The following is a 17,220-nucleotide window of genomic DNA, read 5'->3' as shown; positions in this document are numbered from 1 at the left end:
GCATTGACAGATTTTTTTGTGGAGACGTAAACTAACGAAGGGAGGGAAGTAGATGAAGAAGAGAGAGAAAGGTGCTTATTGGCGCATGATTCGTCCGCACACACTGACGGCGAGCTTTATTCCGGTGCTGTTAGGAACGTTTATCGTCGTCGGTCAAACCGATTTGAAATGGGGTCTGTTCTTGGCGATGCTCATCGCCTCGGTCTTGATTCAAATCGCGACGAATTTATTTAATGAATACTATGACTACAAACGCGGGCTCGACCACGAGGGCTCGATTGGAATTGGCGGCTCGATCGTGCGAGACGGGTTCACGCCGGGTCAAGTGCTCGGCATCGCGCTCGGGATGTATGGCGTCGCGGGAGTTCTCGGTCTATACATTGCCGCTTCGACGAGCTGGCATTTGCTTTGGATCGGAGCGTTGTCGATGGTGGTCGGCTATCTGTATACGGGTGGCCCGCTTCCGATCGCGTATACGCCGTTCGGTGAACTCGTCGCCGGATTGTTCATGGGCTACGTCATCATCGGGATTTCAGGGTATATCCAAATCGGCACGGTGACGACTGAGTTGTTGCTCGTGTCGTTCCCGATGGCTCTCTTGATCGGAGCGATTTTATTGGCCAACAATATTCGAGACTTGGATAACGACAAGGTGAACGGACGACGCACGATCGCGTGTCTCGTCGGACATCGCCGGGCCGTGCTCGTTTTGGCCGGATTCTTTATCGTTGCGCTGATTGGTATCCTCATCGCCGTATTCGTTTACGGGGTCACGCCTTGGGTATTGCTTTCGTTAATGACCGTTCCGATCATGATTCGTGCGGTGAAGCGGTTCTGGGTGAAACGTGAGCCGGCCGACCTGATGCCGGCGATGGCGATGACGGCGAAGGTCAACACGTTGTTCGGGGCCTGGATGGTCATCGGATTGATCGTCGCACGCGTTATCGCATAAACATAGAGGAGGGGAACGATATGTCAGTCGTCAAAGACATGCTTGCGTTCAATGAACGGTTCGTGACAGAGAAGCAGTATGAGCAGTACGTGTCAGATAAATTTCCTGATAAGAAAATTGTCATTTTAACTTGTATGGACACACGGTTGACGTCGCTATTGCCACATGCGCTCGGTTTGAAGAACGGCGACGCGAAAATCATCAAAAACGCGGGCGCGGTATTGTCGCATCCGTTCGGATCGGTCATGCGTTCGATTCTCGTCGCCTTATACGCTCTCGGTGCGGAAGAAGTAATCGTCATCGGACATTACGATTGCGGCATGGCCGCTATCGACCCGAACGCGGTCATCGGCGAGATGGAGCGGCGCGGAATTGATCCGCAGACGTTACAGACGCTCAAAGCCTCAGGCATGAACTTGGAGAAGTGGTTGCATGGCTTTGACTCGGTCGAGGCGAACGTCGTCAACTCGGTCAGTCTGATCAAAAACCATCCGCTCCTGCCGCCGGGTACGGACGTCCACGGATTTGTCATCGATCCAGGAACGGGGCGACTCGATGTCGTAGAGGCATAATCATCCATGCAAAAAGGCGAACTCTCTCAACGGAGTTCGCCTTTTGTCATCCGTACGTGTTGACCGGAATATCTTTGTAGTCATCTTCGTCCGAGTCTTTCGACTTGGATTTTTTGTTTTTCTTATAGTTTTTCTCATACTCCTGCTCGCTCGGGGTTTTGAAGAAGCGTTGCCACGTGGCGTTGATCTCAGAGCCGATCAAGATGATCATGCCGGTCAACTGCAGCCAAAGCAACGTGACGATGATGCCTCCGAGTGATCCGTACGTCGAATCGTAGTTGCCAAAGTTCGAGACGTATAGGCTAAAACCGAGTGAGACGAGCTGCCAAGCGATGACGCCAAAGATGGCGCCGGGGACGGTGCTTTTCCAAAATACGTGTTGTTGCGGTGCGATCTTATAAAAGATCGACAGCGTCAAGATTAAGATGACCGTCGTCAGCACGTAACGGAACACGTTGATCAAGACGACTTCGGCACCGGAAATCGGGAGGTAGTCTGAAATGAATCCGATGATCTGTGAGCCGAACACGTTCGAGATGATGAGCAGCAAGACGCCGACGCCGAGGAGGAACGTCAAGCCGAGGGCGATGCCTTTACTGACGAAGAAGTTGCGTTCGTTGTCCTCACCGTACGCGTGGATTGCCATATTGATCAATCGTTCGACTCCTTTAGAGGCCGACCAAATCGCTAAAATCGCACCAATCGAGAGCAATCCGCCTCGTGGCTCGCCGATTGCCTCAAAGATCCCTGATAAAAACTCGGTCGCCGCCGAACCTGGTGCCAGGTTATTTAATTGTTCTTGAAACGACGCTTGCGTGATGTCGAAGAACGAGAGCAACGCTAAAATAAAAATGATTCCCGGAAAAATGGATAAGAACCAAAAAAAAGCGAGCGTTGCCCCGTAATCTTGAACGTCATGCTCTTTAAAACGACGAAACAACTCTTTCCCGAAGGAAAGCCAATTCTTTTTTTCTTTCACTTCTGTAGTGTCCATGCGCATATCCTCCTGAACGTTATCGTTAGAAACTATCTTTCCCGATTTGTCAGCAGGTTACACATTGATTCAGTCTTCGGCTAACGTTTTGTCAAAGAATCGTTCTGGATTGGTGGTGAGCAGCTCGGCTAAAGAAGGGGGTCTGACCGGCAGGCGGCTCAATGCGCTCCGCTTCACCCAAATCGGTGTGTACGAGCCGTTCGTCTGTTCAGCTTGGAACTCTTCGCCCGTACCGGTGCCGAATTCGCCACTTGTGACGCGGGCCCAAAAATAAGGATTCAATTCACCGTTGAAGGCGACGTAGGCGGCGACTCCTTCAAGCTCGACGTGGACACCGAGTTCTTCATAAGCTTCACGGACAGCAGTTTCTTCAGCCGTATGGCCAAATTCGACACCGCCGCCAGGGAAGACGTAATAGAGTGCGTTTTCTTTTTCGCGTCGAATGAGCGCGACCTCGTCGTGTTCGTTCGTGAGGATGATGGCGCTGCGTAATTTTGTTCTGACCAATGGGATCGTTCCTTTCGGTAGCTTATAGTGAACAAAACGCATCGACTCACCGTCGATGCGCTTTGTTAATCTGTCGTCTTTTGTTCTAACGATTCGTACATATCAGAAGTCAAACCGTTCTCATGAGAACCGATAACTTTTGCGGCGACACGCATGCCGAGGCGGAGCGCGTCTTCGATCGAATGATGCTTCATCAATTCGGAGATGACGGCCGAGAAGAAAGAATCACCGGCGCCTGTTGAATCAGCGACTTTGACTTTCGTCGTCGGGACGTGTCCTTGCTCGTTCGTCCGGAGATCGACGTAGACGGCACCGAGCTCGCTCATCGTGACGATTGTGAGCGGCGCACCTTTCATCGCGAGCACTTCGGCGACGCGCAATGCGTCATCGACGGTGACGATTGACATATCGGACAGGATTTCGGCTTCTTCACGGCTACAGATGAAGCCGGTGAAGCCTTGAAGCAAGTGGCGATTTCGTTCGATGACGGACAAATGACCGCACACCCCGTAAAGCGGAAGCTTCATCTCGCGACAAAGTTCGATCGTCTCATTCAAGACGTTGACCGACAAATCGAGGTCGATGGCGACGGCTTCGCTTTCGGCGAACACCGTATCGATTCGGCGGAGGATACATTGTTCCATCATCGCTTCATCTGGTTGTTTCGAGATCGAGGTCTGGAGGTCGCCGTTATTGTCCATGACGGCGAGCCACATGCCCATACCGTTATCTTCAAGCAGGTCGACATGGTCGACGTTGACGTTTAAGTCGCGAAGCTCTTGAAGGACACCCATCCCGATTTGGTCGTTTGTGACGGTTGACACGAACCGGACGTCGTTACCGAGGACACCTAGGTTTTGCGCGACGTTACGGCCGGTTCCGCCGTTCGAGAACGCGATGTCCCCGACGTTTTTCGCATCTTTATGAAGCGGGGCGAACGATGTTCCTTTAATATCGACAAACACTTTGCCGATCACTGCAATCGTATTCATATGCTGTACCACCTTTAGCCAATCATCTATCTGTTATCGGTCTGTTAGACACATTGTTTCCATTATAGCGAAATCGTCATTCGCTTTCAATGACGGTTTCAGACGCTGTCGAAATTTGTCAATCCCATGAAGAACTGAGCAAGCGCAGTCCGTTCAAAATAACGAGAATCGTTGACCCTTCATGACCGACGACGGCGAACGGCATGACGAGCAGCTCGAAGATGTTCGTCGCGATCAAAACGAGGATGACGCCGAGGGCGAACACGACGTTCTGTAAGACGATCCGGTTCAATTTACGAGATTGCTCGATCGCTGAACTTAAGCGGACGAGGTCGTTTTTCATGAGGACGACGTCAGCCGTCTCGAGTGCGGCGTCGGTTCCTTCGCCCATGGCGATCCCGACATCTGCTGTCGCGAGGGCCGGGGCGTCGTTAATGCCGTCGCCAATCATCCCAATCGTGCCGTACTCTTGTTTTAACAGCTTGATTTGTTCAACTTTCTCTTCTGGGAGGCATTCGGCGATGTAGCGGGTCAAGCCCGCTTCCGTCGCGATGGCGCGTGCCGTTGCTTCATTGTCGCCTGTGATCATGATCGTCGCGATTCCGAGATGGTTCAAGCGCTCAATCGCTTGTTTGGCTTCCGGGCGTAACGTGTCACGCAGTGCGAATGCACCGATCGTCTGCTTATCGTCACTGACGAAGACGAGTGTGTGTCCGGCGGCTTTTAACCGTTCGACATCTTCGCGGTAGAAGTCAGCGCTCCGGTCGGCGAACTTTTGTTTACCGACCCGGTAGGAAGTGCCGTCAATCGTCGCCTCGATGCCTGAACCGGTGATGTCTTTAAAGTGATCCATGTCTCCCGTGTGTTTGCCCGTGAACTTGACGAGCGCCTCGGCGAGCGGGTGCATCGAATGTTCTTCGATCAAACTGACGACGCGGTAAACGTCTTCTGCTGCCATGTCAGGATGAACCAACGCCGTTTGGACGACCGGCTTACCGATTGTGAGCGTCCCAGTCTTATCGAATGCGATCGCTTTGAGACGTCCCATGTTTTCGATGTGGACACCGCCTTTGAACAAAATTCCGTGTTTAGCGGACGAGGCGATGGCGGCAAGCGCGGCTGGTGTGATCGCCGCGACGAGGGCACACGGTGAGGCGACGACGAGCAGGATCATCCCGCGGTATATGCTCGTCTCGAGCGACCACGAAGTGAGGACGGGACCGAGCAAGATGATGGCCGTGACCGAGATGAGCACGATCTGGACGTATCGTCCCTCATAGCGGTCGATGAACTGGGCCGACGGCGATTTTTCTTCTTGGGCTTGCTGCACCATTTGAATGATTTTTTGGAACAACGTCTCGGTGGCGAGTTTCGTCACAGATAACGTGAGCACCCCGTTCAAGTTAACACTTGAACCGAACACTTCGTCGCCGACGGTCCGATCAACCGGAATCGATTCCCCGGTGATGGCTGCTTCTTCGATAGAGGCGGTCCCACTCAAAATGCGCCCATCGACCGGGATACGTTCACCCGGCCGGACGTAAATCCGGTCGCCGACTTTTAAATCGTCGATGTGCACGACTTCGAGACCGCCGGCCGCATCAAAACGGGTCGCTTGTTCCGGTTGGAGTTCCATCAACGATTCGAGAGCACGTTCGTTTTTGTTCAGCGTGTACGTCTCGAGCGCGCCGGATAAGGCGAAGATGAAGATGAGGATCGCGCCCTCCATCCAATAGCCGATCGAGGCAGCGCCGATCGCCGCGATGATCATGAGTAGCTCGACGTTCAATGAACGGGTTTCCCACGTATCGGTCAGTCCTTCTTTGGCTTTGGCATAACCGCCGATCAAGAAGGCGCTCAAGTAGAGTGTGACGTAAATCGAAGGGGCTCCGCCTTGTCTTTCTGTGAAATATGCGAGTACAATCAATACACCGCTGATGAGCGCCATGATGAGCTCGATATGTTCGAACCAGTTGGCCCGTTTGAAGACGTGGCTTTTTTCTTGTGCAGTAGTTGCGTGTACGTTCATAGTAGGCACCTCTTTCTAATTGAGAATATATATCAGTTAAATGATAATGACTGAGGATGATTATCATTATCTTTTGTTGTTTTAAAGGGTTTTACATCCGTTTTCTTCATGTCGCTTATTTATAATGATTATCATGTAAGTCTATTTTAACACCATTTATAACAACTCACAAACTAAAAGATTAAGGAGATTTCGTGTCATGCAAAATATATTTCAACGCTCTTGGAGCGTCACGCTGTTGGCGTTGTTCAACACGTTTTTATGGGGGAGTGCTTTCCCGTTCATTAAATTAAGTTATGAGGCGTTAGACATCGGAGCAGGCGAGTACGGCCAACAACTGTTCTTTGCCGGCGAACGGTTTTTACTGGCCGGTATTCTGTTGCTTGTGATCAGCCGGCTCGTCTTCAAGCGGCCGATTCGATTAAATCGGGAAAAGTTGAAGGCATACGCACATTTAGGGGCGTTCTTGACGTTTTTGCAATATCTGTTCTTCTATATCGGATTGTCCATCTCGACCGGGGTGCAAGGGTCGATCATCGCTGGCTCGACATCGTTCTTTCAAATGGCGCTTGCCCACTTCCGTTATGAAGATGATCGGTTGAACCGGTTGAAAGGCATCGCGCTCACTCTCGGTTTCTCAGGGATCGTCATCGCGAACTGGCCGACAGCAAGCTCGGAAATCGGTTTTGGAATCGGTGAAATCCTCCTCATCTTGGCGATGGTGTCTGGCGCGTTCGGAAACTTGGTCGCGAAAGATTACTCGCGACATCATGACGTCGCCCCGATGACTGCTTGGGCGATGGTGATCGGTTCGCTCGGCCTGTTGATCGTCGGATTTATCCTTGACCCGGGAGGCGTGTTCTTGCCTTACACGGTGAAGACGCTATTGTTCCTGTTATACCTCGCATTGTTATCAGCGATTGGTTTCACGTTGTGGAACACGCTCATGAAGCACAACCCGGTGAGCCGGGTGTCGCTCTATATGTTCTTTGTTCCCTTGTTCGGCGTCCTGTTATCGAGTTTACTGCTCGGTGAGACGATTCCTTGGAACGCGCTCGTCGGGTTGCTATTCGTCATCGCCGGCATCTACTTGTCAACGTATTTTCAAGGTCGTCGTCGGCCGGGCGGCTCTGCCGCGAAATGAGTTCGAGGTACAGTTGACGAAAGTTTATTCTCATGGCAAAATATATTAAAAATTCTGAAAATTTTCAGTTATGAATCGGTCTTCGTTGTAAAGACTTGCGTACGACAAGTTAACAGAAGGGAGGGTTTGTGCCATGACGAGAAATTTGATTGTCCGAAACATACTCGTGTCGCGCCAGCCGCGAGATGAGTACGTCAAGTACGTGATGAAGTGCGTGAGTCGCGGATTGAAAGAACATCACGACCAAGTCGATGTGCGCGCCGTCAGGCAAGGCGACGACATCCAGACGAAGTGGCAAATCAATGACCGCGTCATCGAGGTGACGCTCAAGTCCGACGTATTGGCATCACTCGATACGGAGCCGTTCGCTCTTGATGAGGTGTTCATCCGAGCGTTCGAACGAAACGATGTCAGAGTCGGGCCACCAAACGAATGACAAACAAAAAGGATGAATCTCCGCGGAGATTCATCCTTTTCTTATGCTTCGATTGGTTTAGCTTTTGACGTGTATAGGCTGATCGACAGGATGCCGAGTATTAAGGCGTACATGAGGAAATATACTTCTTTAGGCAACGCGACCCAAAACGCACCGATCATCGGACCGCTGATCGACCCTACACTGAACGAGATGCTGTACAGCATGTTGCCGGTCGGCAAGAGTGAGCGGGGCAACACTTCCGTCATATGGGCGAGGCCGAGCGAATACGTGGAACCGAGTCCGGCACCGGCCAAGGCGAACAAGACGAGTAGCCACGCATAGTTGTCGACGGCTAGGTTCGCGAGGGCGAACAAGAGCGTACCGAGCGTCAAGACGATTTGAAGGATACGTTTCTTCCCGAAGTGGTCGGCGAGCCGTCCGAGCGGCAACTGTACGATGATGGACGCGACGATGAACGTCGTGATGAGCGTGCTCGTCTGTGCGAGCCCGATGTCGTTACGGACCGTGAAGATCGGCAGGTTCGCATTCAAGCTTGCTTCAAGAAAACCGTATGTGAACGCCGGGAGCAGCGTGTACCCGGCGCCGATTAAGACGAGACGGATGCGTCCGGTCGAGTCCGTCTTCACTTTCTCCGCCTCGGGGTACTCGTTGTCGACCTTGAAGATAAGGAAGAGTGATCCGAGACAGAAGAAGATCAAGACGAGAAACGGGAGCCAAAAGTGAATATCGACGAGCGGTGCGATCAACGGACCGACCGCGAACCCGAGACTGAACGACATCCCGTAATACGCCATCGCCCGTCCGAGACTCCGTTTCTCACTCACGGACGTGACCCACACTTGCGAGCCGTAGTGAAGCGCCGAGTCTCCGAATCCGATGACGAAGCGCATGACGGCCCACATGAGCAGTGACGGCCAGAGCGGTAAAAAGAACGTGGCGAGCGCCGTCAATACGATGCCGAGGACGATCGTCGGGCGGAATCCGTATTTGCGAACGAACCGTTCGAGTAGCGGCGCCGAGACGATGACGCCCAAATAGAGCATCGTCGCGTTCAAGCCGTTCAGCCAGGCCGGGTTGCCGTCACGTTCGATTAATGTGGATAGTAAAGGGATGAGCGCCCCTTGAATCAAGCCCGAAATAAAAACGACGAGCAATAAGATCGAAAAACGAAACCGTTCCATAGTTCACCTCATATACAAAAATAAAAAGCTGAGAGGTCTCAGCTTTTTGGTTCATCAATCGGTTGAGGGGTATGATTTATTTGCAATAACTCATCGTCCCAACTGCCTTGACTGAACACTTCATCATGGTCTACTTTGTCCGAAACGAATGCGGCTGTCAATAAGATGCTGAGCACGCCTCCGAAAATGATGATTCCCATGACGGTAACGATGAACACATAGATCGCTGTCATCATCGAACACCTCGATTCGTTTTATATACTAAATATTTCCCGAATCGAAATAATTAAAACGACTGGGCGACACGTTGTCTAAAGTCGACCGTCGAATAGTACGCTTGTTTGACGAGTGCGTTCGGTCCGAGGCATTTGACGGCGGGGCAATGGCACGACAGTGTGGCGTTCAATGCGCTGTTCGTCCATTGATCGTACGCGTCTTGGAACGACGTATCGTACAATGTGCCGAGTGTGCCGAGTTCGTCGCCGAAGTCGGTGACGATGATCTGACCGTCAAAAATGTTCGTGTTCAACCGGGAGCGTCCGTCCGGGTCGTTGCGGACCGTCACGTTTTTCGCGGTCGAGAGTCGCCGCAGTAAGGCGCGGTCGGCTTCTGAGTCCGAGCAGGCGTAAAACGGCAACGTTCCAAACAGCATCCATACGTTCTGGTCCCGAATGTCGAGTACGTCATGGATAGCTTGACGGATCTCGTCGAGAGAGGCCGACTCGAGCGCGCTAGCGAAGTCTGCGGGGTACATTGGGTGCAATTCGTGGCGTTGACAACCGAGCGAGACGATTTCGTCGTGAATTTCTTTTAAATGCGGGATTGTCCGCTTGTTGATCATCGTCTCGGCCGATACGATGACCCCTTCGGCCGTGAGGGCTCGGGCATTGTCCTTCATCGTCTGAAGCATTTTGAGGCGAGCGGATTCGCTCGGCTTGCGGTCCATCATCGCGAAACCGCCCTCTAAGAAATCGGCGTCCGTTCCCCAGTTATGAGAAATGTGCAAAACGTCGAGGTAAGGGGTAATAAGATGATAGCGAGATAGCGGCAACGTCAAGTTCGAGTTGATCTGTGTGCGGGCACCGCGCTCCTTGGCGTAGCGTAGAAGCGGGACGACATAGTTTCGAACCGACTTCATCGACAGCATCGGCTCACCGCCCGTGATCGAGAACGCGCGCAAGTGCTCGATCTCGTCGAGGCGCGAGATCAACAGCTCGAGCGGGACCTCGGGTTCTTCCGTTTGATCGAGCATATAGCCGACCGCACAATGCTCGCAGCGCATATTGCATAGTTTCGTCGTCGTCACTTCGACGTTCGAGAGAACGAGTCGACCGAACTCGGTTTGATCGAGATACGCTTCCCACGGATCGAACGTCGTCGAGATGTTTTGCATGTGGATTCCACCTTTTTATCAAGTTACACGAAATAGTATGCTATAATAACAACTCTTTGTCACTAAGCGAAGGAGCGATCATGAGATGGGTAAATCACGAACAGATACGGCAGGAAAAATGAACGTGTTAAAATCGAGAACGGAGTTACTGTGCTTATCAGTCAACACGTTAGACGAATTCACGACGCCAGAGGATTTGCATCGATTGTTAGCTGATATTGATTCCTTACGTGCGAAAGTCGTACGTTACGCCAAAGATTTAGAACAAGTATCTCGAAAGGATGAAACACATTGAAATTGATCGTAGGAGAACATGCAAGCACGAAAGCAGAACGGTTAGGCATTAACGGGGAGGGCATCGCGATGATCAATCGGATGGTCATCTTTATCCCGAACCTGTTACCAGGGGAACGAGCCGACATTGAAATCACGCGCATCGAACGAAACTATGCCGAGGCGCGGGTCACGAAGCGACACAACGACTCGCCGGACCGGGTCAAACCGCCGTGTCCGATTTATGACGAATGTGGCGGTTGCCAGATTCAACATATGAGTTCACGTCTGCAAATGGACTATAAAGAAGACATCGTCCGCAACGCGTTCCGTCAGAAGACGAAGTTGAACGTCGATAAGTCCGATATCCGTCCGACGAAAGGGATGGAAAACCCTTGGTACTATCGTAATAAGTCCCAATTCCCGTTGTCAGTCCAACGCGGCGAAATCGTCTCAGGCCTCTACAAGCCGAACTCGAACGACCTCGTGCCGATCGAGCACTGCATGGTGCAACAACGTGATACGACGAACGTCAACAACGCTATCGTCCGTATTTTGAACGAGCTCGACATCCCGGTCTATGACGCGAGACGTGACGTCGGTTTTGCCCGGACGATCGTCGTCCGTTCAGGTTACAAGACGAACGACGTTCAAGTCGTTCTCGTCGTCGGGAGTGAGGACGTACCGAACTTGGATACGCTCAGCGACCGCATCATGGAATTGCCGAACGTCGTCTCGTTCCATATCAACATCAACTCGAACCGGTCGGGCGTCATCTTCGGTTACCGAACGGTCCACATCGCCGGTCAAGATAAGATGGACGAGCAGCTAGACGACGTGCATTACCACTTGTCGCCACGTGCTTTCTTCCAACTCAATCCTGCCCAAACCGAAGTCATGTACCGTGAAGTCGTCGAGGCGGCCGGTCTGACTGGTGAAGAACGCGTCATCGATGCGTACGCCGGTGTCGGTTCAATCGGACTTTGGCTCGCACCGCACGCGAAAGAGATTCGCGGGATGGAAGTCGTACCTGAAGCGGTTGAAGACGCAAATGCTCACATGCGTGAGAACGGCTACAATCATGCGACATACGTCGAGGGGCGCGCTGAACATTGGATTCCGCGCTGGGTGAAAGACGGGTGGATTCCTGACGTCATCGTCGTCGACCCGCCGCGAACAGGTGTGGACCATCAGCTCCTAAACGCGATGATTTCTTCGAAAGCGAAACGGATCGTCTACGTGTCATGTAACCCGCAGACGCTCGTGCGCGACGCGGATCAACTCATGAAAGCCGATTATAAGGTCAACTACGTCCAACCGTACGATATGTTTCCGCAAACGGCTCACGTCGAATCGATTGTCGTCTTCGAGAAAAAGAAGAAGAAAAAATATTGACGGGACCGTGAAAACGCTTGTAAAGAAAACGTTTTCACGTTATAGTTCAGATGTCAGACTTCTTTTTTAAATTCAAGAAGCGGAGGAACATTCAATGATTCCACATGAAAAAGTTCAAGAGCTCGTTCATAAGGCGATTGACGCGCGGTCGCGCGCATATACACCTTACTCGAAGTTCAACGTCGGTGCCGTCGTCATCGATGAGACGGGTAAGGAAATCTTAGGTTGTAACGTCGAGAACGCGTCGTACGGTTTGTCGATGTGTGCGGAACGGACTGCCATCTTCAAGGCGGTGTCGGAAGGCAGCAAGTCAATCGACACGGTCGTCGTCGTCGGAGACACGGACGGCCCGATCCCGCCATGTGGCGCTTGTCGTCAAGTCATCGCCGAGTTTGCGAGTGACGACTTCACGTTGATCTTGGCCAACATGGCCGGTGAGACGAAAGTGATGACAAAAGAAGAGATGCTGCCATACGGCTTCTCGCCAAAAGACTTAACATGAAAATAAGGATGCGGACAACTTTGTCCGCATCCTTATTTGTTGCCGTCATATTTTTTCTCGCTGACTGAGTCGTCTTTTGAGTGGCGCTTTCGTTTCTCGTCTTTCACTTTTTGATTCAGCTCTTCGACCGGGATCGGGTCGACCGTCTCCATGCCTTCTTGGTCAAAGATGCTCTCTTTGTCCGTATCGACGGCGTCCGGATTATCGAACGGTCGTTTTGACGGTTGTTCCTGCTTCTTCATCTCCATCGCCTCCTTCTTTGAGTGTTATTCCACTTCCGTATTTTGTGTAAACGCTTTAGAAAAGTGTTTCAAGTTTCGGGAACAGTGGAATTATCTGTGCATAGTGACTAAGGAGGGGTATTGGATGGATAAGAAAGTATTGATGGGGATCGTGCTCGGTGTGGCTGGTGCTGCACTCGTCGCGCCGAAAGTCGCAGCGCTGTTGACGCAAGACCAAGAGGATAACACGTGGAGCAAGATGGACAAGATGGAAAGTGTCGATTCCGATAAAGACGAGGCGGAAGCAGGGTTGACGCAACTCGACTCGAATCATCGGGCCGAGTGGCAAGCGAACGGGTTCCCGCAGACACACGCCGAACGCGAGCGGCTCATGAACGAATCAGATGATGCCTATAAAGGCAAAGATATTTAAAAAGAGGCAGCCGCGGCTGCCTCTTTTATATGTCTTCATCGTCTGGCAAGAGCGGCAAAGCAAGCGACACGGTCGTGCCGCTGCCGACTTCGGACGTGAAATGCATCGAGCCGCCATGGCGTTCCATAATGTGCTTGGCGATGGCGAGTCCGAGTCCGGTACCGCCGTCTTCACGCGTCCGCGATTTGTTGACGCGGTAGAAACGTTTCGTCAATTGATCGAGATCCTCTTTCGGGATGCCCCGGCCTTCATCGCGAATCTCGGTGATGGCATAGTTCTCTTCCGCGAACGTCCTCACATGGATTGACCTGCCGGCATCCGTGTAACGAAGAGCGTTATCGAGTAAGTTTCCGACGACTTGTTCGAGGCGATCGTGATCCCCGAGGATGATGAGGTCGAAGTCGAGATCCGCTTCGATGGTGACACCTTTCGCGCGCGCGATTGGTTCAAACCGGTATAACACGTCTTCGAGCACTTGTGAGTACACGACCGGTTCTTTCGTCATCGGATACGAATCGCGTTCGAGCTGGGCGAGGTCGAGCAGATCGTTGACGAGTCGTTGCAACCGTTCCGTCTCGTTCTCGATGATGTCGTAATACTGGGCTTGCGTCTTCTCGTCGAGCGTCGGGTCTTGCAGCATCTCGGTATACCCGCGAATGTAAGACAGCGGGGTCCGGAGCTCATGGCTGACGTTAGCCAAAAATTCTTTGCGCTGCTCCTCGACGAGTCCGAGAGACTCGGCCATCCGGTTGAGCGTCTCGGCCAAGTCACCGATCTCGTCATCGGAATCGATCGGGATGCGGTGCGAGAAGTCACCTTTGGCATACACTTGGGAAGCGCGTTTCATTTGGATGAGCGGTTGAATGATCGTGTCGATGATTTGCGTCCCGAAAATGAGCAAGTTGACAATCATCAAGATGAGCAAGAACGTGATCATCAGCCGGATCGGTTGGAACGGCTCACTGATTTTGCTCAGCTCCATATAGAGGATGAGGGCATTATCGAGTTCGCCGTCACGGATGAGCGGGAACGCGGACATGAGAATATCGACATCCTCGGTCGGGTGCTTGCGCGTGACCGAGATGGCGTAGCCGTCTTGCAAACGAGCGAGATCTTGTTCGCGTAAAAACGTCTTCCCGGAGCCGAGACTATCTTCCCGTACGGACGAGAGGAATACTTTCGTTTCGGTCAGTTCATTCGTGTACGTCATGCTGTCAGCGAACGCGTCGGAGAAGCCGTCCGCCTTATAGATGGTGACGAGTTTCTCCCCGCGGTTGATCAGTAGTTCTTCTTGCGTCTGAATGTAAAACTTGTCGTACAAGTAAAACGTCATGATGATGAACACGAACGCAGAGAAGAGGCTGGCCGTCCAGATGGTGATCCAAATCCGCTTCCGGATCGTGTATTGCTTCATACGTTCGCCTCGAACTTGTAGCCGATCCCCCAGACGGTCTGGATGTAGCCACCGGCTTCGCCGAGCTTGAGACGGAGCGTTTTAATGTGCGTGTCGACCGTCCGGAGGTTGCCGTGGTATTCGGTACCCCAAATTTGGTCGAGGAGCTGTTCTCGAGAGAACACTTTGTCTTCGTTTGTGATGAACAAGTAGAGGAGGTCGAACTCCTTACGCGTCAAGTTGACAGTTTTGCCTTTCACGCTGACGGCGCGGCCTTCGATATCGATTGATAAGACACCGGCGTCGAACGTGGCTTCTTGTTCTTTTGAGAAGTTGTGCGTGCGCCGAAGTGTCGCTTCGATTCGGGCGAGCAGTTCGCGCGGGCTGAACGGTTTTGTGATGTAGTCGTCCGCGCCGATCTTCAATCCGTGAATCCGGTCGAGTTCTTCAGACCGGGCCGTCAGCATGATGATCGGGACGTTCGAGAACTCACGGATGCGCATGCAGGCGGTCAGACCGTCAAGCTCGGGCATCATGACGTCGAGTAAGACGAGGTGGAACGACTGTTCTTTTAACAAGTCGATCGCCTCAAGGCCGTTTGTTGCGGTGACCGTCTCATAGCCTTCTTTTTCTAAATTGGAAACGAGCAAATCGCGCATCTGCTCCTCATCGTCGGTTACTAAGATTCGAAATACTGGTTCTATCATCTGGCATTCTCCTTTACAAACCGGTTAACGAAGGATGTGATAATTCCCTCATACTTCTATCATACCTATCTCTTCGAATTAGAACAGAATTATTCATTGTCGTAAAGTTGTCCTCAACAAATCCACACAAAAACGCCACAAAAAAGCCAATTCTTTGTCAGAATTGGCTTATGCTTCGAGTTGGGCTTCGTACGAATGATCGAACTCAGGCGCATGAAGTGAATGCAAGTACAGCTGGAAGCTCGACTTCGACACTTCATACAAGACGTATTCGACGTCACCGCTATTAATTTCTGCTAACAAATCGGGCCGGATCTCGTCGGCGCAAAACGCATAAGGAAGTTTTGCCGCCGCCGCGATCGAACGCTCATTTGCTTTGCGAATCTTTAAAAATACACTCTCAATATCAAGGTCGAAGAACAGCTCTGAGAAGAACGTTTCTTTCGCGACTTGATTGTAACCTTTCCCATGGTACGGTTTGCCAAGCCACGTACCGAGGAAGCCGTAACCGGTTTCCACATCGAACAAGCTGATCGTCCCGATCGGGGTACCGAACTCGTTCGTAATTGTACGTGAGATGATGTTTCCTTGCTCTTCTAGCTCGATGATTTGCTTCGTGCTAAATAAAAACTCGTCAAAGTGGACCGTCTTTTGACGGACATATGGAAAGACATCTGGGTGTTGCATCAGTTCGAACAACTCCGCGCAGTCGGTAAGCTCACGAAATTTGAGCACCAAACATTCCTCCTCCTAGTTCAGACCGCTGAAGAATAGTTGTAACGAAAGCATACTTCTGGCTACGTTGTTCGAACTTGCCTTGGCTGCTCTCTTTTATGAGTTACAAGATTATTTTATAGACTTTTTTTGAAAAAGCAAGCAAATAAAATGTAACTTCACAAAAAAAATAAAAGAGCGCTTTCACGTCTGGGGTTACTCACATTTCATGATGGGTTTTCGAGCGATCCGTCGAGTAGACGATACGGCCGTCGACGATGGTCATGATCGGCTTCGACATGTAGTCGAGCGGGAAGTGACTCCACAAGACGAGGTCGGCGTCTTTGCCGACTTCGAGTGACCCGACGCGGTCATCAACCCCGAGTGACTGGGCCGGATGGATCGTGATGGCGCGCAGGGCGACGTCGACCGGAAGGCCTTCACGGGCGGCAAGACCGGCGCAAAGATTCAAATATTGGACCGGGGTATATGGATGGTCGGTCGTGATCGAGACGATCATATCGTGTTCATGCAAGATGCGGTACGTCTCCCACGTTTTGTTTTGAAGTTCGATTTTAGACTTACGGGTGAACGTCGGTCCGACGGTGACATGTTTGACGCCGAGTTCACGCAACTTCTCGGCGACGAGATGACCTTCCGTACAGTGCTCAATCCGGTAATCGAGATCGAACTCTTGAGCGAAGCGGACGACCGAAAGAATATCGTCGGCACGGTGGGCGTGGACTCGGACCGGCATCTTCCGGTCGAGCGCGAGTTGGATCATCTGACTCCCGAACGTGCCGATCGTCTTCGTCGAATCGACGGTCCGGAACGCCTCGCGCAGTAGTCCCATGATGCCCATGCGGGTCAACTCACCGGATTTCCCCATACTGTGGACGCGCTTCGGGTTTTCGCCGAGAGCAAGTTTCAAGCCGGCGTAACGGCGCAATACCATATCCTCGATAAAGCGACCGTGCGTTTTAATGACGCTCGTCACTCCGCCGATGACGTTCATGCTGCCCGGCATGACTTGGACCGCCGTGACACCGGCCATGAGCGCTTCACGGAAGCCTTCATCGAGCGGATAAACCCCGTCGATGGCCCGTGCGTGCGGTGTCATCGCTTCGACCGTCTCATTGGCGTCATTCCCGACGGAACCCGTCCCTTCGTCATACAGTCCGAGATGGGTATGGGCATCGATGAAACCGGGGAACAGGAAGTTGCCTTCCGCCTCGATGACGGTCTCGCCGTCCGTTGGGTCTAACAAGTCCGCCATTTCGATAATTTTTCCATCTTTTATGCGAATGTCCCCGTAAAAGTTTGGCGCGGTGATCGGATAAATATGGGCGTTACGAATTAATAGATTACTCACGAGCTGT

20 protein-coding genes are annotated in these 17,220 nt (G+C 52.0%); 8 read left to right on the top strand and 12 right to left on the bottom strand.

Features of this window, described 5'->3' with window-relative positions; genetic code table 11:
• Window positions 1–52: 52 nt before the first annotated feature.
• The gene (locus KNP77_RS05295) at window positions 53–952 is read left to right on the top strand and encodes a 1,4-dihydroxy-2-naphthoate polyprenyltransferase (protein ID WP_214889091.1); all 900 of its coding nucleotides are present in this window, start codon (window positions 53–55) and stop codon (window positions 950–952) included.
• 20 nt (window positions 953–972) lie between these two features.
• Entirely contained in the window at window positions 973–1,524 is a 552-nt protein-coding gene (locus KNP77_RS05290) for a beta-class carbonic anhydrase (protein WP_214889088.1), read from the top strand.
• A 46-nt stretch (window positions 1,525–1,570) separates the two neighbouring features.
• Here the strand turns inward: KNP77_RS05290 and KNP77_RS05285 are convergent, their stop codons facing one another.
• The 4 genes from KNP77_RS05285 to KNP77_RS05270 form a co-directional block, all read right to left on the bottom strand.
• The gene (locus KNP77_RS05285; protein ID WP_131465668.1) at window positions 1,571–2,518 is read right to left on the bottom strand and encodes a YihY/virulence factor BrkB family protein; all 948 of its coding nucleotides are present in this window, start codon (window positions 2,516–2,518) and stop codon (window positions 1,571–1,573) included.
• A gap of 69 nt (window positions 2,519–2,587) precedes the next feature.
• Window positions 2,588–3,067, bottom strand: coding sequence for an NUDIX hydrolase (locus KNP77_RS05280; protein WP_070328932.1), 480 nt, complete (start codon window positions 3,065–3,067; stop codon window positions 2,588–2,590).
• Window positions 3,068–3,090: 23 nt separating this feature from the next.
• On the bottom strand, window positions 3,091–4,017 hold the full coding sequence (locus KNP77_RS05275; protein WP_070328933.1) for a carbohydrate kinase family protein: 927 nt from the start codon (window positions 4,015–4,017) through the stop codon (window positions 3,091–3,093).
• A gap of 118 nt (window positions 4,018–4,135) precedes the next feature.
• A complete protein-coding gene (locus KNP77_RS05270; RefSeq protein WP_214889085.1) occupies window positions 4,136–6,046 on the bottom strand; it encodes a heavy metal translocating P-type ATPase in 1,911 nt (636 codons plus the stop codon).
• Between the two features lie 199 nt (window positions 6,047–6,245).
• On the opposite strand from KNP77_RS05270, the gene KNP77_RS05265 reads away from it, so the two are divergent.
• Together KNP77_RS05265 and KNP77_RS05260 are read left to right on the top strand one after the other, a co-directional pair.
• A complete protein-coding gene (locus KNP77_RS05265) occupies window positions 6,246–7,190 on the top strand; it encodes a DMT family transporter (RefSeq protein WP_131441097.1) in 945 nt (314 codons plus the stop codon).
• A gap of 133 nt (window positions 7,191–7,323) precedes the next feature.
• Window positions 7,324–7,626, top strand: coding sequence for a hypothetical protein (locus tag KNP77_RS05260; RefSeq protein WP_016510464.1), 303 nt, complete (start codon window positions 7,324–7,326; stop codon window positions 7,624–7,626).
• A 41-nt stretch (window positions 7,627–7,667) separates the two neighbouring features.
• On the opposite strand, the gene KNP77_RS05255 is transcribed toward KNP77_RS05260, so the two are convergent.
• The 3 genes from KNP77_RS05255 to yfkAB are packed head-to-tail and all read right to left on the bottom strand — an operon-like array spanning window position 7,668 to window position 10,203.
• On the bottom strand, window positions 7,668–8,810 hold the full coding sequence (locus KNP77_RS05255) for an MFS transporter (protein WP_214889082.1): 1,143 nt from the start codon (window positions 8,808–8,810) through the stop codon (window positions 7,668–7,670).
• Between the two features lie 38 nt (window positions 8,811–8,848).
• Window positions 8,849–9,046: a hypothetical protein gene (locus KNP77_RS05250; RefSeq protein WP_070328936.1), complete on the bottom strand. Its 198-nt coding sequence runs from the start codon at window positions 9,044–9,046 to the stop codon at window positions 8,849–8,851.
• Window positions 9,047–9,096: 50 nt separating this feature from the next.
• Window positions 9,097–10,203, bottom strand: coding sequence for a radical SAM/CxCxxxxC motif protein YfkAB (yfkAB, locus tag KNP77_RS05245; RefSeq protein WP_214889079.1), 1,107 nt, complete (start codon window positions 10,201–10,203; stop codon window positions 9,097–9,099).
• A gap of 85 nt (window positions 10,204–10,288) precedes the next feature.
• Here yfkAB and KNP77_RS05240 point away from each other — a divergent pair, with 85 nt between their 5' ends.
• The 3 genes from KNP77_RS05240 to KNP77_RS05230 all read left to right on the top strand — a co-directional run bounded on the left by KNP77_RS05240 (window position 10,289) and on the right by KNP77_RS05230 (window position 12,373).
• The gene (locus KNP77_RS05240; protein ID WP_016510454.1) at window positions 10,289–10,498 is read left to right on the top strand and encodes a hypothetical protein; all 210 of its coding nucleotides are present in this window, start codon (window positions 10,289–10,291) and stop codon (window positions 10,496–10,498) included.
• Window positions 10,495–11,871 (top strand): 23S rRNA (uracil(1939)-C(5))-methyltransferase RlmD, encoded by a 1,377-nt coding sequence (gene rlmD / locus KNP77_RS05235; RefSeq protein WP_214889076.1) that lies wholly within the window; start codon window positions 10,495–10,497, stop codon window positions 11,869–11,871. The genes KNP77_RS05240 and rlmD overlap by 4 nt, the downstream gene beginning before the upstream one ends.
• Before the next feature lie 94 nt (window positions 11,872–11,965).
• Complete coding sequence (locus tag KNP77_RS05230; protein WP_214889073.1) at window positions 11,966–12,373, top strand: cytidine deaminase; 408 nt, start codon at window positions 11,966–11,968, stop codon at window positions 12,371–12,373.
• A 32-nt stretch (window positions 12,374–12,405) separates the two neighbouring features.
• On the opposite strand, the gene KNP77_RS05225 is transcribed toward KNP77_RS05230, so the two are convergent.
• Entirely contained in the window at window positions 12,406–12,615 is a 210-nt protein-coding gene (locus KNP77_RS05225; RefSeq protein WP_070328939.1) for a hypothetical protein, read from the bottom strand.
• Between the two features lie 124 nt (window positions 12,616–12,739).
• On the opposite strand from KNP77_RS05225, the gene KNP77_RS05220 reads away from it, so the two are divergent.
• Window positions 12,740–13,027, top strand: coding sequence for a hypothetical protein (locus KNP77_RS05220; protein ID WP_070328940.1), 288 nt, complete (start codon window positions 12,740–12,742; stop codon window positions 13,025–13,027).
• Window positions 13,028–13,052: 25 nt separating this feature from the next.
• Here the strand turns inward: KNP77_RS05220 and KNP77_RS05215 are convergent, their stop codons facing one another.
• The 4 genes from KNP77_RS05215 to KNP77_RS05200 form a co-directional block, all read right to left on the bottom strand.
• Complete coding sequence (locus KNP77_RS05215) at window positions 13,053–14,441, bottom strand: sensor histidine kinase (RefSeq protein ID WP_070328941.1); 1,389 nt, start codon at window positions 14,439–14,441, stop codon at window positions 13,053–13,055.
• Complete coding sequence (locus KNP77_RS05210; RefSeq protein ID WP_070328942.1) at window positions 14,438–15,127, bottom strand: response regulator transcription factor; 690 nt, start codon at window positions 15,125–15,127, stop codon at window positions 14,438–14,440. The genes KNP77_RS05215 and KNP77_RS05210 overlap by 4 nt, the downstream gene beginning before the upstream one ends.
• A 168-nt stretch (window positions 15,128–15,295) precedes the next feature.
• Window positions 15,296–15,862, bottom strand: coding sequence for a GNAT family N-acetyltransferase (locus KNP77_RS05205; protein WP_070328980.1), 567 nt, complete (start codon window positions 15,860–15,862; stop codon window positions 15,296–15,298).
• Window positions 15,863–16,061: 199 nt separating this feature from the next.
• The gene (locus tag KNP77_RS05200; RefSeq protein ID WP_070328943.1) at window positions 16,062–17,213 is read right to left on the bottom strand and encodes an amidohydrolase; all 1,152 of its coding nucleotides are present in this window, start codon (window positions 17,211–17,213) and stop codon (window positions 16,062–16,064) included.
• Window positions 17,214–17,220 lie beyond the last annotated feature (7 nt).

Source organism: Exiguobacterium sp. s142 (genome assembly GCF_018618455.1).
GTDB lineage: Bacteria > Bacillota > Bacilli > Exiguobacteriales > Exiguobacteriaceae > Exiguobacterium > Exiguobacterium aurantiacum_A.
The sequence above is the reverse complement of the archived record's forward strand: the minus strand, read 5'-3'. Positions and strand labels throughout refer to the sequence as shown.